The following is an 18983-nucleotide window of genomic DNA, read 5'->3' as shown; positions in this document are numbered from 1 at the left end:
GGGCTAAAATCACATCAACACCCCCACAAGGATTGAATTATGCCAACCCTAATACTTCTGCTTTTTATGGCATACGCCCAAGACAACAGTAATCAACCCACCTACATCTGGGCTGGTGGGTTTGCCCTCATCAATCTTGTACTAACCATCATCAATGGTGGTGGGCTGTTGGGCGGGGTCATTGGTGCGGTGATTTTGGGGCTGTATGCGTGGGGGTATTTTGCCATACTGCGTAAGTTTAGCGACCAAACTGCCTTGTGGCTCATGCTCTGTGTGGGCGGTTTGGTATTGCCCATCATAGCCGTATTTGCCCAAGCCTAATCCAACCAATTTTTGTATATTTATCATCATGAGATACCAATCCAACCGCCCAAAACGCCAATTTCTTGCAGGGGTCAAATGCACCCATTGCGGTCAAATTGACACCACTGTCCAAGTGCAGATTTTCACCCCAGAGCCTGATGAGTACATTGAGTGTGTCAAGTGTCAGCACATCGCACGCCGACCCACCAAAGATGACCTGCCCCAAATCCAAGCAAATACAGAAGGGAGTATGACAGCTGTGGGCGTGGTGAGATTTGTAAAATAATTACATTTTTTCTTAAAAATGCACCAAAAAGCTGAAAATTTTGGCAAATTTTGATATGATAGAAATATATTTAGGCAAAGTGTGCCTCAACCCCATTTGATACAGGTTTTATTATGTCTGACCAAAAAAAAGACCCAACCAATGTTGATTTAGATGATTTTTTAGATCTTGATTTTGGCGTTAAACCAAATAACGAAACAGGTGCAAGCACCGCCACACCCGCCCCAGAATCCAAATCAGCCAACCCCCAAGCAACAGGGGGAAGCACCCTTAGCAAAACGATTGAAGAGAAAAGAGAAAAAGTTCTAAGCAGTAAGGAAGAGTTAGAATTAGAATTTGCCAACAGTAAGGCAAAATCTGCTTCAACTGCCCCTGTACTTGATTTTGAAACCACAAACAACGACGAGCCAGCTCCTGCTACCACCACCAAAAAATCAGGTTTAGGTGGTGTATTTGGCAAAAAAGATAACACCAACCAAAAAGCCAAAGCAACTGGCGGACTGTTTGGCAAAAAAACCAAAAATACTGATGGTGATTTAGGATTGGGTGTTGATACATCTGCCAAAAAAACCGCAAAAAAAACACCGATGGCACTCATCATCGGTGGTGTGGTAATGTTGTTGTTGATTGGGGCATTGGTGTTTGTGTTGTTCAGCGACAGTAATCCTGAGCCTGTAACACCACCGCCCACACCTGCACCCCAACCCACCACACAAGCACCTCCACCGCCCACACCGAGCGAAGCAGTGCCACCCACTACTGATGCCCCTGCACCAACTACCGAACAACAGAGCATCATTCCAAGTACACTACCTGAAATCAATCCTGATGAGATTTTAAAGGCAGAGATTCCAGAAGATCCAGCCCTACTCAAAGAAGAGATTGACCGCTTGTCTGATACTGAAAGTCAGCTTGCTGAACAAAGCAAGCTCATCAAAGAGCAGTTGGATTTGATGAATGAATTGACCAAAGCCAAAGACGAAGAGATTGCCATTTTAGAGGCTCAAATTGCCGAACTTGAAAAACAAAAATCAGGCAAATAATCCACCATCATAAAAACCGCTCATGATTGGGCGGTTTTTATTATTTACAAAATCCTTATCGCTCTTTCTTGTTTTTCTAGGGCTTTGCCTTCAAGCACGGATTTGGCGACATGGCATTCTTTGACATCATCAAAACCAGAAATATACCAACCTCTACCCAAATCCTTGATGATGAGTGTTTGCTCCATCAGCTCAATTTGGGCATCATCACTCAATTTGACTGTTTGCCCCATAACAACAAAGGTGCGATTTTTAATGATGAGTTGCCCTGTGGCAATGTGGCTTTGGGTTTTTTGGCGATTTTTGTAAATATTAAACACAAAAACAAACACCGCAAATACCGCCATCACCCCAATGGTGATTTGGACAGGGGCGACCATCGCCACCACCGCAACCCCAATGGCAAGTACCACCAGTATGGCAGAGACGGCAAAGAGCGGGTTTTTGTCCGTACCGTTTAGGGTGATGGATACCCCATCATCAATCACTTTTAGCATTACCAGCCCAACGCCTGTTTTTGCAATTCAAAAATCTGACGAATACCGCCCTCCGCAAGGTCAAGCATGGCATCAGCTTCTGCACGGGTAAAGTGTTTGTCTTCTGCTGTGCCTTGAATCTCAATAAATCCGCCTGCCTGCGTCATCACAACATTCAGATCAGTATCGCAAGTGGAATCCTCACTATAATCTAAATCCAAATATGCCTGCCCACCTTTGATGCCTACTGATACCGCCCCAACCAGCCCAATAAGAGGGTCGGTGGTGATTTTTTTGTCTCGTTGCAATGCTTCTAGGGCATCAATGAGTGCCACCGCCGAGCCTGTGATACTGGCGGTGCGAGTACCACCATCTGCTTGAATAACATCGCAATCTACATAAATGGTGTTTTCGCCCAATTTGGATAAATCAATCATTGCACGCAAACTGCGACCAATCAAACGCTGAATCTCCATCGTTCGCCCTGATTGTTTGCCTTTGGTGGCTTCACGAGCGGTGCGAGTGCCAGTAGCACGTGGTAGCATGCCGTATTCAGCAGTCAGCCAGCCTTGACCCTGCCCTTTTAGCCAACGTGGTACACCAGCCTCTATGCTGACGTTACACAAAACTTTGGTATCGCCATAACACACCAGCACCGAACCTTCGGCGTGTTTGGTATAATGGCGAGTGAATGAAATGGGGCGAAGTGCGTCTAAGGCTCGGTTGTCATGTCTCATGGCGTGGTTCTTTTTTAAAATAAAAACGCATTTTAACAAGTTTTTTATCAAACGGCAAAATTTTATGCCAAGTTTTGTAAAATGTTAGCGTGTTTATGATGTTAATCTAGCCTACACATCGCTACAAAATTCCCCAATCAACCATATTTGAAAAATAAAAATATTATTGTACAATAACAAGGTATACATATTTTTGCCTGTTCTTACATCCACAACAAATCTCTACTAGCGTAGATTTATACAAACCCATCATTTTGATAATGCCATGCAAAAACTCAACCAGCAACTACAAGCCATCGCTCAGTATGTACGCCACGCCTTAGACACGCACAACTACGAGCTTGCCAAACACATTTTAAACGAAAAGGGTCTAACCCTATTTCCAAACCACCCAATCATGCTTAGCGATTTGGCGTATGCAGACAGTCAGCTTGGCAACCACGCACAAGCCTACGAACACCTACAACAAGCATTGGCACATTATGACAACGCTCCCTATCGCCCAGACCAGCCAAAGCACGCCATTTATGATACAATTGTATCGGTATGCACTCACCTAAAACGCTTTGAGGAGGCTTATGCCTATGCCAAAAAAAGCATGGCAGATAAAAAAGCCCTCGCCCTAGAACACCGCCCATCACCTCTGCCAACACTGACCCATACAGGACTGCACGCCGACAAAACCAAAAACATCATCTCCTATTCGCTGTTTGGCGACAACCCACGCTACTGCGAGGTGGCTGTCATCAACGCCACCATTGCTCCTTTGATTTATCCAGAATGGACGTGTCGTTTTTATGTGGACGATAGCGTGCCAGACCATGTCATCAGACGCCTGACCAAACACAATGCCCAAATCATCAAAGTTGATAAAAAAGAGCTTGGTTTTTCGGGGCTTTTTTGGCGGTTTTTGGTACTATCAGACCCCGATGTGCATTGTTTTATCATTCGTGATGCAGATTCCTTGTTGTCCTACAAAGAGCGTTTTGCGGTTGATGAATGGTTGAACTCTGGCAAATTTTTTCACATCATGCGAGATGCTCTTGTGCACAACGAACTGATATTGGCAGGTATGTGGGGTGGCTATGTGGGGGCATTTGATGACATCAAAGAAGACATGCAAGTGTATTTTAACAGTTTATCTGTACTTAACAAAACCATTGACCAGCAATTTTTACGCAACCACATCTGGGTTACGGTCAATCAAAGCGTACTGGTACATGACAAATATAGACTTGAAGCTACTGGTCTGCCCTACCCTGACTATCCTTTGTCCGACATTGAAAAAATCCCCTATTTTCATATTGGCATGGTCGATGCTCACGCAAGAAGTCTTACGGTCAATGTCGCCGACCCCAATGCTACCCTCGTAGAATGGCAACTGGTCAATCAAAACAACCAACACATATGTACATACACGGCAGAGACACAACAACAAGATGGCGACTGCGTGATTGAATTGTATTTGCCTTATTTTTATATTGAAAGAATCATACATCACAATTGGCAAATTTTTACCAAAACCCTCAAATAGGACCCAATCATATAGACCGCATAGATACGGTTTATAGGGTATACCACAGACCAAGCCAAAACAAAACCGCCCAATTGAGCGGTTTTATTTTTTAGGTGGTTTAATTACGTTTTTTGTTTTCAAGCTCACGCAAATCTTTGCGTAAAATCTTACCGACATTGGATTTGGGTAATTCTGTCACAAACTCAACATATTTAGGGCGTTTATAACCTGTCAAGCTCTCTTTTGCCCAGACCATGACTTCTTTTTCGGTAAGGCTGTCGTCTTTTTTGACGATAAAAACCTTGACCAGCTCGCCACTATGCTCATCAGGCACACCAATTACCCCACATTCTAGCACTTTGGGGTGGTTTGCAATGACCTCTTCTACTTCGTTGGGATAGACGTTGAACCCTGACACCAAAATCATGTCTTTTTTGCGATCAACAATCTTAAAAAACCCATCAGCATCCATAATGCCAATATCGCCTGTTTTAAAATAACCATCAGCCGTCATCACTTTGGCGGTCTCATCAGGACGATTCCAGTAGCCTGCCATGACTTGAGGGCCTTTGATGGCTATCTCGCCCGCTTCGCCCATTGCCACCTCTTTGTCATTATCATCTAGCAAAATCACGTCCGTATTTGGGAAAGGAATGCCAATCTTGCCTGTATATCCACCCGGCGGATTTATGCAAGCTACTGGCGAGGTCTCGGACAAGCCATAACCCTCTACGATGTAGTTGCCTGTGAGCTTCTCCCATGCTTGGGCGGTGCTAGGTAGTACTGACATACCGCCACCCAATGATAGGCGTAACTGGCTGTGGTCTAAGGCACGGAATGTCTCATTATTTGCCAGTGCATTAAACAAGGTATTGACCGCAGGGAAAAAGACAGGTTTATATTTGGCAAAATCTTTGCTCAATGCTGTAAAATCTCTGGGGTTAGTGATGAGTAGCAACCCAAAACCCATTTTTAGACCCAGCATAGACACCGTAAACGAAAAAATATGATACAGTGGCAAGGCGGTAGCGATGTATTTGCCATGCAAATCCTCTTTGGGAGGGAATACTTTGGCAACAAAAGTCATGCACTGCTCAACATTGGTCAGTAGGTTGCGGTGTGTGAGCATTGCCCCTTTTGCCACACCTGTCGTACCACCTGTATATTGAAGTACAGCAATATCATCAAGTCCCATTTGGGGGCGGACATAGTCGCTGGCAGAGATGTGGCTTAAAATATCTTTAAAGGCAACATGGTTGGGGATATTCCATGTTGGCACCATTTTTTTGACATGACGCACCACCAAGTTCACCACAAAACCCTTTAAGCCCATCATATCACCAAGCGTGGCAACCACGATGTTTTTGACAGGGCTTTTGTTGATGACTTTTTCAAAAGTATGGGCAAAATTCTCAATAATAAATAACGTGGTCGCCCCACTGTCATTAAGCTGATGCTCTAATTCATGGGCGGTATACAACGGATTGATATTAACCAAAGTCAAACCTGCACGGATAATCCCTGCCATACAAATGGGGTATTGCATGACGTTTGGCATCATCACAGCAACTCTATCGCCCTTTTTAAGACCAAGACTTTGTAGATAAGTTGCCACCTGACGACTATAAAAATCCAGCTCGCCATAAGTAATAGACGCACCCATGCACGTAACTGCCACATGGTCGTAGTGTTTAGAAAAATTTTGTTCAAAAGCATCAATCAAAGAATGTATGCCAAGCGGTAACTGCACCTCAATATCTAAGCCATTTTTTTCGTAAGTTTTTCGCCAAGCACGGTCAGCTGGTATATTAAAATCTTGCATGATTATCCTGCGGTACAAATGTTGTAAAAAATAGACGTGTCTAAAATACACTATTTTAACCGATTTGCCAATGAAAAACTGTACTAAAACACTATCCCAAGCAGATTATTTACAATTATTTTAATATTATTTACAATTTCATTAAATTTTTGGGTAGATAGCCACACTCATGGTATGGTTTTTAATGGCTTTTTATCACAAATAAACACAACCTTTTAACTACCACAAATAACATTGTACATCACATTTATTTGTAATAAAATAATCCAAATTCATTTGTATGATTCTCATGAAATATTTTACCCTGCCTATATTGGCGTTAGCACTCCTAAGTGCCTGTACGCCCACCCCCCAAACCACATACCACAAATTAAGCGGTCAGACGATGGGGACAAGCTATCACATCACCTTTGAAGCACCCACAGAAGTGAGTGTAACAGACGTGCAAGCAAGTATTGATAAACGCCTTGATGAAATCAATGCCAGTATGTCTACTTATCAAGCCGATAGCACCATAAGCAAGTTTAACGCCCTAAACATGGGACAAACCATCACCATTGACCCTGATTTTATCAAGGTACTTGGCGACAGTCGTCTGATTTATGAAAAATCACATCATGCTTTTGACCCCACCGTTTATCCACTTGTGGAGCTTTGGGGGTTTGGGGCAAACATGAGCGTTGAACGCCTACAAAACCCACCAAGCGAACAAGAAATTATTGCTGTGCGTGATAAAATTGGCTTGGATAAAGTAATTTTGGCAAAGGATAAACTATCAAAAACTGCCGATGGCGTGGGGCTTGATTTTTCAGCGATTGCCAAGGGTTATGGCGTAGATGTTGTGGCAGATGTACTAAAATCAAAATATCAAATCCAAAACTATATGGTTGAGATTGGCGGAGAAGTTACGACACTTGGTGTCAATGATAAAGGGGTGGCGTGGACGCTTGCCATTGACAAACCCATCATGGGTAGCACCGCCACGAACCGTGAAATCATGACCACTGTCAGCCTATCAGGGCAGAGCATGGCAACCAGTGGCAACTACCGCAACGCCTTTGATTACAACGGTCAGACATATAGCCACACCATCAACCCTCACACCGCCTATCCTGTGGCAGGGGGCGTACCTAGCGTAACCGTCATCGCTGACACTACCGCCATCGCCGATGGTTGGGCAACAGCCTTGACCGCCATTCCCCAAGACGATGCCATACGACTTGCCAATGACAATAACATCATGGCACTATTTATCATCAAAAATGGTGAAAGTTTTGACATCATAAAATCCAATGCTTATACGGCAAAATATCCATAATGACTTTTAAAATTGTGCATTTTGCTTTACAATAAGTGGCATATTTTTATCAAAATTCATAAGGACAACCCATGAGTGCCTTTTCACCCAGTCCCCAGTTTGCCAAACGCTGGCTTGCCACCCCTGTGGCGGTCAAAGAATCATTTCGCCAAGAACTAGACGACATCATTGATATGTTGCACAGTCCCATTCCTGCACGAGATTTTAATTTTAGCTTGCCTGATTTTGGCGAAGAGATTAAACACCTGATGGCGACACACAAAGACGAAAGCAAGCCTGTCAAGCTCATTCACAGTCTAGACACAAGCCTTACCCCCATTGAGCCTAAAAAACCCGCTCTTAGCCGAAAAGAGATGGACGAGCTTGAAGTCAAAATCTGCGAAAAACTGTCTGCCCAAATCACAGACTTTTTGGACGAACACATGGGGCAACTGTCTGATGACCTAAAAGCATGGATACAAACCGCCGTCAAAAACGAATTGGCAGAATACAAATAATCGCCATGTAAAAGCCGTTACCCCATGTTTTACTACCACAAGTGGGGGTGGACGGTTTTTGGCATACTCACCCAACCACCTAAGGCAATCATGAAAACAAGCGACATCATCATCATCGGAGCAGGGCCTGCAAGCCTTGCGTTTGCACGGCATTTTAAGGGGTCGGATTTGACCTTGACAATCATTGAAAAATCCCCCTTAGATGATATCGCTCGCCCCAGTTATGATGGTCGTGAGATCGCCCTAACTCACCGTAGCCGTGAGATTATGCTAAATTTGGGAGCATGGCAACGCATACCTGATGATGAGATTTATCGTTTGACAGATGCTAAGGTGTACAATGGTGATTTTGGTGATGCTCTGCATTTTAAAGTACCAAAAGATTTATCAATCTTGACCAGCATTGACAGACTTGGCAACCTCATCTCCAACCACAACATTCGCCAAGCCTTGTATGATGAAGTAAAAGATTTACCAAATGTACAGATTTTAACCAGCCAAAATATCCAAGACATCACAACCAACGAAAACCAAGCCCTAGTCAAACTTGCTAACGATGAAATTTTAACCAGCAAACTACTCATCGGAGCAGACAGTCGGCTGTCTTTTGTACGCAAAAAAATGGGCATTGGAGCAATGATGAATGACTTTGGGCGTACTGTCATTGTTTTCCGTGTATCGCACCCCCTCTCCAATGAAGGCACGGCAAGGGAGTGTTTTTTGTACGGTCGTACACTTGCTCTATTACCCTTGCATGACAAGCTCACCAACTGCGTCATCACGCTTGACAACACGCAGGCAAATGAATTTTTAGCCATGAACAAAGACGAGCTTGCCCTAGAAGTCCAACGCATGATGGGCGACCGTCTGGGCAAACTTAGCTTGGCTGGCACGATACATCATTATCCACTCATGGGGGTACATGCCAAAACTTTCATAGGAAATCGTGTCGCACTCATTGGTGATAGTGCTGTGGGTATGCACCCTGTTACTGCACATGGTTTTAACCTTGGACTGCTAGGGGCAAATACCCTAGCCACGCTAATCTTAAACGCCCATCACAACAACCAAGACATCGCCAGTACCGCCCTTTTGCAAAAATACAACACTCGCCATCAAGCACATACTCGCCCCCTATATCACGGTACCAACCTGATGGTTAAAATCTTCACCAATGACGCCAAGCCGATGCACGCTGTCAGAGATTTGACCCTAAAAGTTAGCAATCACCTGCCTCCCATCAAACGCTGGATAGCAGGGCAGTTGACAGGAAAATAGCCTCTCCCACTTAAAAGCCACAACCAATACCACGCCATCACATACCAACCACTAAACAGATAAATTTATGAATTTAAAAGACTATTTAATATTAAGTAGCGTGGTATTGATTTGGGGGGTGAATTTTTTGGCAATGAAAATCGGCTTAAATGACCTATCACCTTTGGTATTGGGCATGGTGCGTTTTTTATTGATTTTATTTCCCGCCATATTCTTTTTTAAAAAACCTCATGTTGCTTGGCAGTATTTAATACTCTACGGTTTAACGATTAGTTTTGGGCAGTTTAGCCTCATGTTTTTGGCATTATCATGGCAATTTCCCACAGGATTATCCGCCCTGATTTTACAAGCCCAAATATTTTTAACCGTCTTATTTGCCCACCTATTTTTAAAAGAAGCAGTCAAACCCAACCACCTTATTGGTATGGTGTGTGCAGGCATGGGGCTTGTTTTGATTGGGGTGGGGCAATACCAAGGCAGTTTTTCGCTCGTTGGCATGCTTCCTGTACTGGGTGCATCACTAAGCTGGGCGTTGGGCAACATCATCGTCAAAAAAATCGGACAAGTCAATCCTTTATCACTCGTCATCTGGGGCAACATCTCATCTTTGTTGGCATTTGGTTTATTTTCATTGGGCATATATGGTATTGGTGGCGTATTGACCCAGTTACACAACATGAGCTTGCATGGGGTATTGGCAGTTTTGTTTTTGGCATATTGTGCCAGCTACATCGGCTATACAGGGTGGGGATATTTACTGACTCGCCACTTAGCAAGTAAAGTTACGCCATTTATCATGCTCGTACCCGTCATTGCATTGGTGGTGGGTTTTTTGGCATTAAAAGAAAGATTAATCATTTGGCACTATATGGGCATCATTATGGTGCTTTTGGGGCTTGGCATACATTTAATGGGTGGGCAGTTGTTTTATAAAAGACGTTGATGATTTATCGTTAAATTAAAATATACCAACCGAACCTAAAAACTGGCACAAAAACCGTTCACCCCAAGCTGTGCCTGTGGGTGAGTTTCCATTATGGTTTGACAAGCTCACCACGAACAAAAACCATAACGATTTTGAAGTTTGGTTAGTATATATCATACTTTTATAATTTTAAACAACCCAAATCCACCCAAAGCCTCACCAATTCACAAAAAATTCATCAATTTATCACCCAAATCCTTTATAATACACAAAAAATTTTATCGGCACACTCCTATGGCAAAATCTCGTCTTTTTCGCTCCACAATGGTGGTCAGTTCTATGACTATGCTTTCTCGCATTCTGGGTTTGGTGCGTGATGTTGTGCTAATGGGCGTGTTTGGGGCAGGCGGTTTGATGGATGCATTTTTGGTGGCATTTAAAATCCCCAATTTTTTACGCCGTCTATTTGCTGAAGGGGCATTTTCCCAAGCCTTTGTCCCTGTTCTAACCGAATACAAAGAACAAAGAACTTTGCACGAAGTCCAGCTACTTATCAGCCGTGTTTCTGGTGTGCTAAGCCTGATTTTGCTTGTGCTAACGGTTGCTGTATTGGCTTTCGCCCCCTTAGTCATACAACTTTTTGCCCCTGGGTTTGTTGGCGATAATCACAAATTTGACACCGCAACCGCTCTTTTATATCTTACCTTTCCGTATTTATTTTTTATTTCAATGACGGCATTTTTTGGTAGCATTTTGCAAAGCTATGGTAAATTTGCCCCGCCTGCCTTTGCCCCTGTTTTACTCAATGTTTGTATGATTGTTGGGGCGTGGCTTGTTGCACCACTGCTTGATAAGCCCATTATGGCACTTGGCTATGCAGTGGCGGTGGCAGGACTGTTGCAACTAATTATCCAACTGCCTGATTTATATAAACAAAATCTACTGACCGCCCCCAAAATCGACTTTGAGCACGAAGGCGTACGGCGGATTTTAACCCTAATGTTACCTGCCATTTTTGGTGTATCAGTAACGCAAATCAACCTGCTACTCAACACCATTTTTGCCTCCAAAATGCTAAACGGCTCGGTCTCGTGGCTGTACTCTGCCGAACGCCTAAGCGAATTGCCCTTAGGTCTGATTGGCGTGGCAATCGGCACGGTGATTTTGCCAAGCCTATCAGCAAGCCGTGCCAAAGCAGATATGGCAGAATTTGGCAAAACACTAGACTGGGCAATGCGTCTGATTATTGTCATTGGCTTGCCTGCGTCTGTGGCAATGTTTGTTTTGTCTGATATTTTGATGAATGCTTTGTTTGTGCGTGGGCAATTTAGCCAAACCGATGGGCAGATGTCCGCCCTTGCCTTGCAATGTATGGCAGGTGGCATTTTGGGCTTTATGCTTATTAAGGTGTTTGCACCCGCCTTTTTTGCAGGGCAAGATACCAAAACCCCTGTCAAAATCGGCATTGTTTCGGTCTTTGCCAATATGGTATTTAGCGTTGTTTTTATTGGTATTTTTTATCTTGCCAAATTGCCCCTACACGGCGGTCTTGCCCTTGCTACCACAGGGGCAAGTTTTGTTAATGCAGGGCTACTTTATTACTTTTTGCAAAAGCGTGGTATTTGGCATTTTGGCAAACATTGGTACAAAATGGGTACGCAGTTTATCATTGCAACATTGGCAATGATGGCAAGTTTATATGCTGTACTGCCCTTTTATCCAAAGGACGGTACAGCACTTGGCAAAATAACAATGCTGATTGCCATTTGCATTTTGGGGGCGACTGTCTATGGCGTGGTGCTTTTGGCAACTGGTTTTAGACCAAGGCAATTAAGACATGGATAGATAACTAAGCCATTAAAAAAACGCACCGAACAACCGTCCGATGCGTTTTTTTGTGGTTCATTATTTGGTTTGGGTTGCTCCAAATGCCCCAGCAAATTTACCATCTGTTGCTTTGTAGATACCACTTAGCTCACTGGCATCAACGCCATAAAATGCCCCATTGGTTTGTACACCATTGGCGACACCTGAAAAACTACTGCCCGAAATGGTTGCACCCAAATTGATTTTGCTATCTTTATGCTCAATCACGCCTGCCACTGTCTTTTTGCCAAAATCAACATCAAAGGACGATTTAGCTTCTGAATTTTTGCAGTTAGCACAGTCATGAAACGCTTGCCCCACATATTTTGCTGTACCAGTTTTGGGCATATCTTTGGGTAAAGTTTGATAGCCTTGATAAAAAATAACATTAGCACCAGCGTTATTAGGAGAATTCTGCCAAGCAACCCCAAAACGACTGTGGTTGGTTGTGCCATATTTAATGCCTAAATTTTCATCGCCCACGTATGTCAGTTTATCCACTTCTTGCAAATCAAAGATTTTGCCATCAACCGTAATTTTGGTAATGTCCTCACCCACATTACTGTTATTTAATGTAAATTTAGATGGCTTTTTATCCTCATGAACAGCATGCCAATGTTGTCCAGAAATGGGCTCTTCAGTGGTTGTATTGGCGACTTTGGCAGGGTCAAATTTTGTATTGGCACTGGTAGGCTGTACCAATCCTGCCACGTTATTTTTGGGATTATCGCTACTGCTACCACCGCAAGCGGTCAATACCAATGCAGATGAAAAGGTTAGGAGACTTAGGGTCAATTTTTTCATGACAAATTCCTTAATGGCATAAAAAGAGGGAAAATACCACAATGACTGTAGTGAATTTAATTTACTACATTTATATGCTCAATGCAAGTATTAAGTATACATATATAACTTTTTTTCTGCAAAAAAATCAATTCTTATTGTTATACATTAATAAGTTAAAAATTGAGGCAATCCACACGGTTTTTCATGCAAAAATCATCAATTTCACCTATAATAACACTTTTTGACTTTTTAATTTTTCCATGCAAATTATCCACCTAGACCCCAAAAACCCCACCACCCTACCCTCCCATGTACTCACCATTGGTAATTTTGATGGGGTGCATTTGGGTCATCAGGCAATGCTTAACTCACTCAAAACGGTCGCCCAGCACTTAGGGCTTGCCACCGCCGTCATGGTATTTGAGCCACAACCTCGTGAGTTTTTTAACCCCCAAAATCCTCCTGCTCGCCTAACCAATTTTGCCGAAAAAATCGCTTTACTTGACCGCTTTGGTGTAGAAATGGTGATTCAAGCCAAGTTTAACGACACTTTTCGCCATTTATCCGCCCATGACTTTGCCAACCTCTTAAAAACCATTGGCACACATCATTTGGTGCTTGGTGATGATTTTCGCTTTGGGCATGACCGCATGGGGGATAAGGTATTTTTACAAGGCTTGGGGTTTGGCGTTGATGATTTGCCCACAGTTACCAAAAACAACTTACGCATCAGCTCAACTGCCGTGCGTGAAGCATTGGCACAGGGGGATTTGGCAAAAGCAAAAGGGCTTTTGGGGCAAGATTATGCCATAACAGGACAAGTAGTACACGGTGACAAAATCGGTCGTACGCTAAATTTTCCCACCGCCAACATCACTCTAAACCGCCTAAAACCTGCCTTGCATGGCGTATTTGCCGTTGATGTCATGCTCCTTGATGATACTTATCAAGATGGTTGGCAAGGACTGGCTGGATTATCGCCAAACAGCTTGTTTGGTTGTGCCAACATTGGTACACGCCCTTCGGTGCATGGTACAGATTGGCGGTTGGAAGTGCATTTGCCCAACTTCTGTGGGGATTTGTATGGTCAGACTTTGACGGTCAAATTTTTGCATTTTTTGCATGGTGAGCGTCATTATCAAGGTTTGGACGATTTAAAAAACGGCATTCGCCAAGACGTCAATGAGTTATTAAATTGGCGAACTTTGCAATTAAGAAAACAGCAAAATTAACAATAAAAAAGCGTTATCAAAATAACGCTTTTTTTGTTTAAAATCATAAAATGCGAATGCCCTGAATCAATGCATAAATACCCAACATAAAAAGCACCACCGAAATCACATGCCCAAATACTTCTTGGGAAAGTCGGTTGCGGATTTTTGAACCCAAATATACAAAAAACATAGAAATCGCAATCACAATACCCAACATTGCCATTTGTTTTTGACTAAATTGCATAATGAGCGGTGTCAAAGTAAATAACTGAATGACTTTGGTAATCAAAATACTCATGTTATTGATAATAACCATGTCTTGTTTTTGGCGGTCAGTCCCCAAAAGATAAATCATCAAAAATGCCACAATCGCATTGGTAACACCACCAACAACCCCTACGATAAAACCTGCAATAGACATGGTGAGTTTGTCTTTTTTAAATTTGATTTTAAATCTGCTATATTGGGTGGCGATATAAACAATCAGCGTAACACCCAAAAAGATTTTTAAATAACTGTCAGGGAAAAGTAGCAATAACCGCACACCAACCAATCCCCCCAAAAAACTCATGACAAATAGCCAAAAATACTCTTTGCCATATTTAATCATATTGCCAATAATCGTACCGCCTGTACGAAGCATGATGAGGTTTAAAATAATACATGGCACAATAACCATTGCCACCGCAATTTTTAAAGGATAAAAACTGGCAATAATCGCCGTCCCCACAATGGGATAACCAAAACCTGCAATACCATGCAATAATGCCCCCAATACAAAAAATACCACAATAATCCAATCATGTGTTTCAAAATCAAACATAACATAGCTCCAAAAATTTGGCTAATTATCGCAAATTTTGCCAAAATCACATATTCCTTATTCCATGCTACATATTCCTGTTTAGAAAAATATCATGACTTATGTCGCCATAAATAAAATATGTTATAATAAAACATCTTGGTTTAGGGAGATTATCATGCACATCATCGTACTTGGTGGCGGTGTCATCGGCACAACCACCGCTTATTTTTTGGCAAAACAAGGGGCAAAAGTTACTATCCTTGAACGCCAATCCAATGTTGCCGAAGAGACCAGCTTTGGCAATGCAGGACAAATCTCCCCTGGTTATTCAACCCCTTGGGCAGCCCCTGCCATTCCAATGAAGGCCATCAAATGGCTCTTTACCAAACACGCCCCGCTTGCCATTAGCCCAGATGGTACCAGCTTTCAACTTGCGTGGATGAAACAAATGCTTGCCAATTGCAATGCAAAGCGGTATGAAATCAACAAAGAGCGAATGATGCGAGTTGCCGAATACAGCCGAGATTGTATCCGTGCTTTGCGTGATGAGACCCACATTGACTACGAACAAAGAACAGGCGGAACGCTACAACTGTTTAGAAAACCCGCCCAATTGGAGGCAATGAAACTTGACACCAAAGTGCTTGATGAGCTTGGTGTGCCTTATCAAGTACTTGATAAAGACGGACTTGTCAATGCCGAACCTGCTTTGGCGTATGCGTCCGCCAATCTTTTGGGCGGTCTAAGACTACCCAATGACGAAACAGGCGATTGTAATTTGTTTACCAAACGCCTTGCCGAGTATTGCAAATCGCTTGGTGTAGAATTTAAATTTAACACCGTCATTGACAAAATCCTTTTTGATAACCAAAAAGTAACAGGCGTGCTAGCAAATGGCGAAACGCTTACAGCGGACGGCTATGTGCTGGCGTGCGGTTCTTATTCTCGCAATCTTTTACTACCGCTTGGGCTTGATTTGCCTGTCTATCCTGTCAAGGGCTACTCTTTGACCATTGACATTGTGGATGAGTCCAAAGCCCCCATTTCTACCGTGCTTGATGAGACTTATAAGGTTGCCATTACTCGCTTTGATAAGCGGATTCGTGTGGGCGGAATGGCAGAGCTATCAGGCTTTGACAAATCCCTAAACCCTGCTCGCCGTGCCACGCTAGAAATGGTAACAAAGAGCTTATTTGATGGCGGTGATTTACCAAAGGCACAGTTTTGGACGGGACTGCGTCCGATGACCCCAGACGGCACACCGATTATTGGGGCGACAAAATATGATAATTTGTTTATTAACACAGGACACGGTACGCTGGGCTGGACGATGGCGTGTGGCTCTGGCAAACTTTTGAGCGATATTATTTTGGGTAAGCCGACACAGATTAGTATTGATGGTTTGAATTTAAATCGCTATCAATAAGGTAGTTTATGAACCATTTACCCAAGCCCATTGTGATTGATACTTATCAAAAGGTAGCGTTCAATCCAAAATTTGCGGTCAATCCCAATAAATTTAACCCAAAACAAGATTGCTTTGATATGGATAACCACCATCAAAAAGCAATCATTTGGAATGAAGAAACAGGGTATATTAAATTTTTTGACTTTACCATACCTAAGTTTAAAAGAACTTTATTATGGCAATTAGATTTGCCAATTTGTTATGCCAAATTATGCCCCAATCATCAATGGGTTTGGTTGATTGAGCGAAATCATCAACATAAAATCACCATTTTACTTTATGATTATCAAGGCAATTTATTGGCAAGTCAAAGTGTTGATGATGATTATGGTTGGGCGGAGTTTTTAATTACCAAATTACCAGAAAACAATGCCATAATGTTAATGTTTGCCTATGGTCAAGATGGTTGTTTTGATTATTTGGTAAAATGGACTGATGACAAACTGCAAATCCAAAAACCATTAGATGATGATTTGTCCTTTTTATTTTGTTTTGATAATAATCAAAAGGCGGTTTTGTTAAATTTTTATGACAATTTCATTCATATCACTTCCTATCCTGATTTTAAGATATTGCATACTTATTGGTTTGATGATAAAATGTATTATGGTGGACTGGAAAAAATTACCAATACATTATGGTTATTTTCTGATGGGGCGAATTTTCGTTATTATGTTTTTAATGCACAAACACGACAAATTGAAAAAGAAATCATCATTAAAGATTATGAGCCACAATTAAATGACGATGACGAAATTCATTCAAAAATAAGTGCAATGACTTATGACAATGGCAAACTTTATTTTTGTTATTGGGGTGAATGGTGGGGCGTAGCGGAGTTTGATGTTAGCCATTTAGTGTAATATTAATATATTGATTGTGATGAATAATTTTCTTTAAAGGAACTCTATGAACCCCTATAAACACGCACAAATTTCCCAAAAAAGACGGGGCGGAGAAGTTGAAGATTATGTGGACATTCACGCCCTCATTGACAGCACAAAAATGCTGTGTACCGACAACCGCCACCGCATTTTGCACACTTTTTGGGGCGTGCAAGAAGTGATTATTCCCATTTTTGGACACAGTTTTGTCAATAGTGCGGGCAAAACCATTGAAACCAAAGATTTATGCGAAAAAGACCATTTGCTTGTGGATTTTCATCATCGGTTTATTCCGACTTTGGGCGATTTTGTGATGGCGATGGACGACATTCCCACCGCAGGGCTTGCCAAACGCCTTGAAAAATTTCACGCCGATGTCATTGACAATCCGCAAATTTCTGCGACAATGTTATCACCGCTATCGGTAACGGGGCAATTAAAATCGCTGTTAATTACCCATAATAGCTGGTTTGTCAATACCATTTTGCCAATGATGGGAATGGCTAAGGCTCGGTTTATGGAATTTGACATTTCGCCTGATATGATTTTTAACCCAATGCGGTTTGAAATGTGGATGGACAATGGGGCGTTTTATCCGCCCAGTGCCAAAAAATTGCAAGAAATTAAAGTGAAACTGTAAGGAGTTTTTTATGACCACCAAATATGTTATCCGCCAAAACCAATTTGGCTACAACGATGAATGGTATGTGATGGGCTGGATAGAAAGCAGTATCATCAGAGAAGTTTATGACAATCAAAGTGATGCCGAAACCGCTTATAAAAAATTGACCGTTCACGCCTTGCGTAGTGACGATTTGTCAAGCTATGCAATTGGCAATGGTGAGGCAGAACAAGAAGTTTATGATGCCATTGATGCCTTTACCCAAGAAAAATTTGGCAAAACCTTTAAGTATCTAGACGACATTGATTTTAGCGAATGGAGTGACGATGATATATTTGCCTTTGCCCAAATTGCAGGGTTAAACTTCTATCAAATTGTGGAAGTTGATGAAAGTGAAAAATTCTATGTCATTTGGTTAAATCATCAAAATGAGTATTTTAAAGGCTGGAATGGCATTTTTACCTTAGAAAATAACAGACTGGATTTTGGTTATTATAATGATGATTTAATCGCTGATTTTTTGGAGACTTTAAATAAAGTTGCTCCAAAAGGCTCGTTGGAAGAATTAAGTGATTCGCCCACGCTCTTAGAACAATTGATTGATGGTGAATTGGTGATGTATAAAGACAATCAATTATTGGTAGAAGTGGGCGGTTTAAACTTTAAAGAATTGTCCGATTTGGAAGCGGTCAATGCCCTATTAAAACAACCGTGGTTTGAAATTCGTGCGTTGAGCATTGATGAATTTGCCAAACTTTAATTAATTGAAAAGGTAATTTATAATGAGTGAAATTATTAAACTAGACAGCAACGAAACCATCACCGAAATCGCCATTTACAACGGTGTGGTATATTTGGCAGGACAAGTGCCTGATGATGACAGCCTTGATATTGTGGGGCAAACTCGGCAGGTTCTTGCTAATATTGACAAAGCCCTTGCCAAAGCAGGCACGGACAAATCTCGTCTTTTGACCGCTCAAGTATTTATCAAAGATTTGGCTGATTTTGAACAATTTAATGCTGAATATAAAGCGTGGATACAAGGTTTTGTACCGCCCACTCGTGCCACCGTACAGGCTCATTTGGTTAATCCAAACTGGCTTGTGGAAATTGTGGTTACGGCAGGTTTGTAAGGTA

The 18983-nt window shown here is 42.2% G+C and carries 20 protein-coding genes; 15 read left to right on the top strand and 5 right to left on the bottom strand.

The features are described 5' to 3' along the window. The first annotated feature begins 39 nt into the window (after nucleotides 1-39). The 3 genes from MOB01S_RS04610 to MOB01S_RS04600 all read left to right on the top strand — a co-directional run bounded on the left by MOB01S_RS04610 (nucleotide 40) and on the right by MOB01S_RS04600 (nucleotide 1632). A complete protein-coding gene (locus tag MOB01S_RS04610; RefSeq protein WP_066802166.1) occupies nucleotides 40-321 on the top strand; it encodes a hypothetical protein in 282 nt (93 codons plus the stop codon). Between the two features lie 28 nt (nucleotides 322-349). After that, complete coding sequence (locus MOB01S_RS04605; RefSeq protein WP_066802165.1) at nucleotides 350-589, top strand: YheV family putative metal-binding protein; 240 nt, start codon at nucleotides 350-352, stop codon at nucleotides 587-589. A gap of 113 nt (nucleotides 590-702) precedes the next feature. After that, nucleotides 703-1632 (top strand): hypothetical protein, encoded by a 930-nt coding sequence (locus MOB01S_RS04600; protein WP_066802163.1) that lies wholly within the window; start codon nucleotides 703-705, stop codon nucleotides 1630-1632. 44 nt (nucleotides 1633-1676) lie between these two features. On the opposite strand, the gene MOB01S_RS04595 is transcribed toward MOB01S_RS04600, so the two are convergent. Together MOB01S_RS04595 and rph are read right to left on the bottom strand one after the other, a co-directional pair. Then, the gene (locus MOB01S_RS04595) at nucleotides 1677-2129 is read right to left on the bottom strand and encodes a hypothetical protein (protein ID WP_066802162.1); all 453 of its coding nucleotides are present in this window, start codon (nucleotides 2127-2129) and stop codon (nucleotides 1677-1679) included. After that, complete coding sequence (rph, locus tag MOB01S_RS04590) at nucleotides 2129-2845, bottom strand: ribonuclease PH (protein ID WP_066802160.1); 717 nt, start codon at nucleotides 2843-2845, stop codon at nucleotides 2129-2131. Before rph ends, MOB01S_RS04595 begins: the two co-directional genes overlap by 1 nt. A 265-nt stretch (nucleotides 2846-3110) precedes the next feature. On the opposite strand from rph, the gene MOB01S_RS04585 reads away from it, so the two are divergent. Next, nucleotides 3111-4379, top strand: a complete 1269-nt coding sequence (locus tag MOB01S_RS04585) for a tetratricopeptide repeat protein (RefSeq protein WP_066802158.1) — start codon at nucleotides 3111-3113, stop codon at nucleotides 4377-4379. A gap of 100 nt (nucleotides 4380-4479) precedes the next feature. On the opposite strand, the gene MOB01S_RS04580 is transcribed toward MOB01S_RS04585, so the two are convergent. Continuing rightward, nucleotides 4480-6183 carry an AMP-binding protein gene (locus MOB01S_RS04580; protein ID WP_066802157.1) on the bottom strand — a complete coding sequence of 568 codons (1704 nt, stop codon included), beginning with the start codon at nucleotides 6181-6183 and terminating at the stop codon, nucleotides 4480-4482. 289 nt (nucleotides 6184-6472) lie between these two features. Between MOB01S_RS04580 and MOB01S_RS04575 the strand changes: the two genes are divergently transcribed. From MOB01S_RS04575 to murJ, 5 genes are all read left to right on the top strand, one after another. Then, complete coding sequence (locus tag MOB01S_RS04575) at nucleotides 6473-7501, top strand: FAD:protein FMN transferase (protein WP_066802155.1); 1029 nt, start codon at nucleotides 6473-6475, stop codon at nucleotides 7499-7501. Between the two features lie 71 nt (nucleotides 7502-7572). Then, nucleotides 7573-7998 carry a hypothetical protein gene (locus tag MOB01S_RS04570; RefSeq protein WP_066802153.1) on the top strand — a complete coding sequence of 142 codons (426 nt, stop codon included), beginning with the start codon at nucleotides 7573-7575 and terminating at the stop codon, nucleotides 7996-7998. Nucleotides 7999-8022: 24 nt separating this feature from the next. Then, nucleotides 8023-9276, top strand: coding sequence for a 5-demethoxyubiquinol-8 5-hydroxylase UbiM (gene ubiM / locus MOB01S_RS04565; protein ID WP_245639996.1), 1254 nt, complete (start codon nucleotides 8023-8025; stop codon nucleotides 9274-9276). Between the two features lie 67 nt (nucleotides 9277-9343). Beyond that, a complete protein-coding gene (locus tag MOB01S_RS04560) occupies nucleotides 9344-10219 on the top strand; it encodes an EamA family transporter (RefSeq protein ID WP_066802149.1) in 876 nt (291 codons plus the stop codon). Nucleotides 10220-10495: 276 nt separating this feature from the next. Continuing rightward, nucleotides 10496-12046, top strand: coding sequence for a murein biosynthesis integral membrane protein MurJ (gene murJ, locus MOB01S_RS04555; protein WP_066802147.1), 1551 nt, complete (start codon nucleotides 10496-10498; stop codon nucleotides 12044-12046). Nucleotides 12047-12106: 60 nt separating this feature from the next. Here the strand turns inward: murJ and MOB01S_RS04550 are convergent, their stop codons facing one another. Then, nucleotides 12107-12871 carry a Slam-dependent surface lipoprotein gene (locus MOB01S_RS04550; RefSeq protein ID WP_066802145.1) on the bottom strand — a complete coding sequence of 255 codons (765 nt, stop codon included), beginning with the start codon at nucleotides 12869-12871 and terminating at the stop codon, nucleotides 12107-12109. A 242-nt stretch (nucleotides 12872-13113) separates the two neighbouring features. Here MOB01S_RS04550 and ribF point away from each other — a divergent pair, with 242 nt between their 5' ends. Further along, the gene (gene ribF / locus MOB01S_RS04540) at nucleotides 13114-14085 is read left to right on the top strand and encodes a bifunctional riboflavin kinase/FAD synthetase (RefSeq protein WP_066802136.1); all 972 of its coding nucleotides are present in this window, start codon (nucleotides 13114-13116) and stop codon (nucleotides 14083-14085) included. A 43-nt stretch (nucleotides 14086-14128) separates the two neighbouring features. On the opposite strand, the gene MOB01S_RS04535 is transcribed toward ribF, so the two are convergent. Continuing rightward, nucleotides 14129-14890 carry a TSUP family transporter gene (locus tag MOB01S_RS04535; protein WP_066802134.1) on the bottom strand — a complete coding sequence of 254 codons (762 nt, stop codon included), beginning with the start codon at nucleotides 14888-14890 and terminating at the stop codon, nucleotides 14129-14131. 157 nt (nucleotides 14891-15047) lie between these two features. On the opposite strand from MOB01S_RS04535, the gene MOB01S_RS04530 reads away from it, so the two are divergent. Genes MOB01S_RS04530 through MOB01S_RS04510 form a run of 5 tightly spaced genes read left to right on the top strand, consistent with a single transcriptional unit; the run spans nucleotide 15048 to nucleotide 18979 of the window. Continuing rightward, complete coding sequence (locus tag MOB01S_RS04530) at nucleotides 15048-16298, top strand: D-amino acid dehydrogenase (RefSeq protein WP_066802132.1); 1251 nt, start codon at nucleotides 15048-15050, stop codon at nucleotides 16296-16298. An 8-nt stretch (nucleotides 16299-16306) separates the two neighbouring features. Continuing rightward, a complete protein-coding gene (locus MOB01S_RS04525; RefSeq protein ID WP_066802130.1) occupies nucleotides 16307-17203 on the top strand; it encodes a hypothetical protein in 897 nt (298 codons plus the stop codon). A gap of 46 nt (nucleotides 17204-17249) precedes the next feature. Continuing rightward, on the top strand, nucleotides 17250-17864 hold the full coding sequence (locus MOB01S_RS04520; protein ID WP_029102692.1) for a DUF6915 family protein: 615 nt from the start codon (nucleotides 17250-17252) through the stop codon (nucleotides 17862-17864). Nucleotides 17865-17874: 10 nt separating this feature from the next. Then, complete coding sequence (locus MOB01S_RS04515; RefSeq protein ID WP_066802125.1) at nucleotides 17875-18606, top strand: hypothetical protein; 732 nt, start codon at nucleotides 17875-17877, stop codon at nucleotides 18604-18606. 22 nt (nucleotides 18607-18628) lie between these two features. Next, nucleotides 18629-18979, top strand: coding sequence for a RidA family protein (locus MOB01S_RS04510; protein ID WP_066802123.1), 351 nt, complete (start codon nucleotides 18629-18631; stop codon nucleotides 18977-18979). Nucleotides 18980-18983: the final 4 nt, after the last annotated feature.

The organism is Moraxella oblonga NBRC 102422, assembly GCF_001598275.1.
In the GTDB taxonomy this organism is placed as follows: domain Bacteria; phylum Pseudomonadota; class Gammaproteobacteria; order Pseudomonadales; family Moraxellaceae; genus Moraxella; species Moraxella oblonga.
This window is presented reverse-complemented; position numbering and strand designations above follow the sequence as displayed.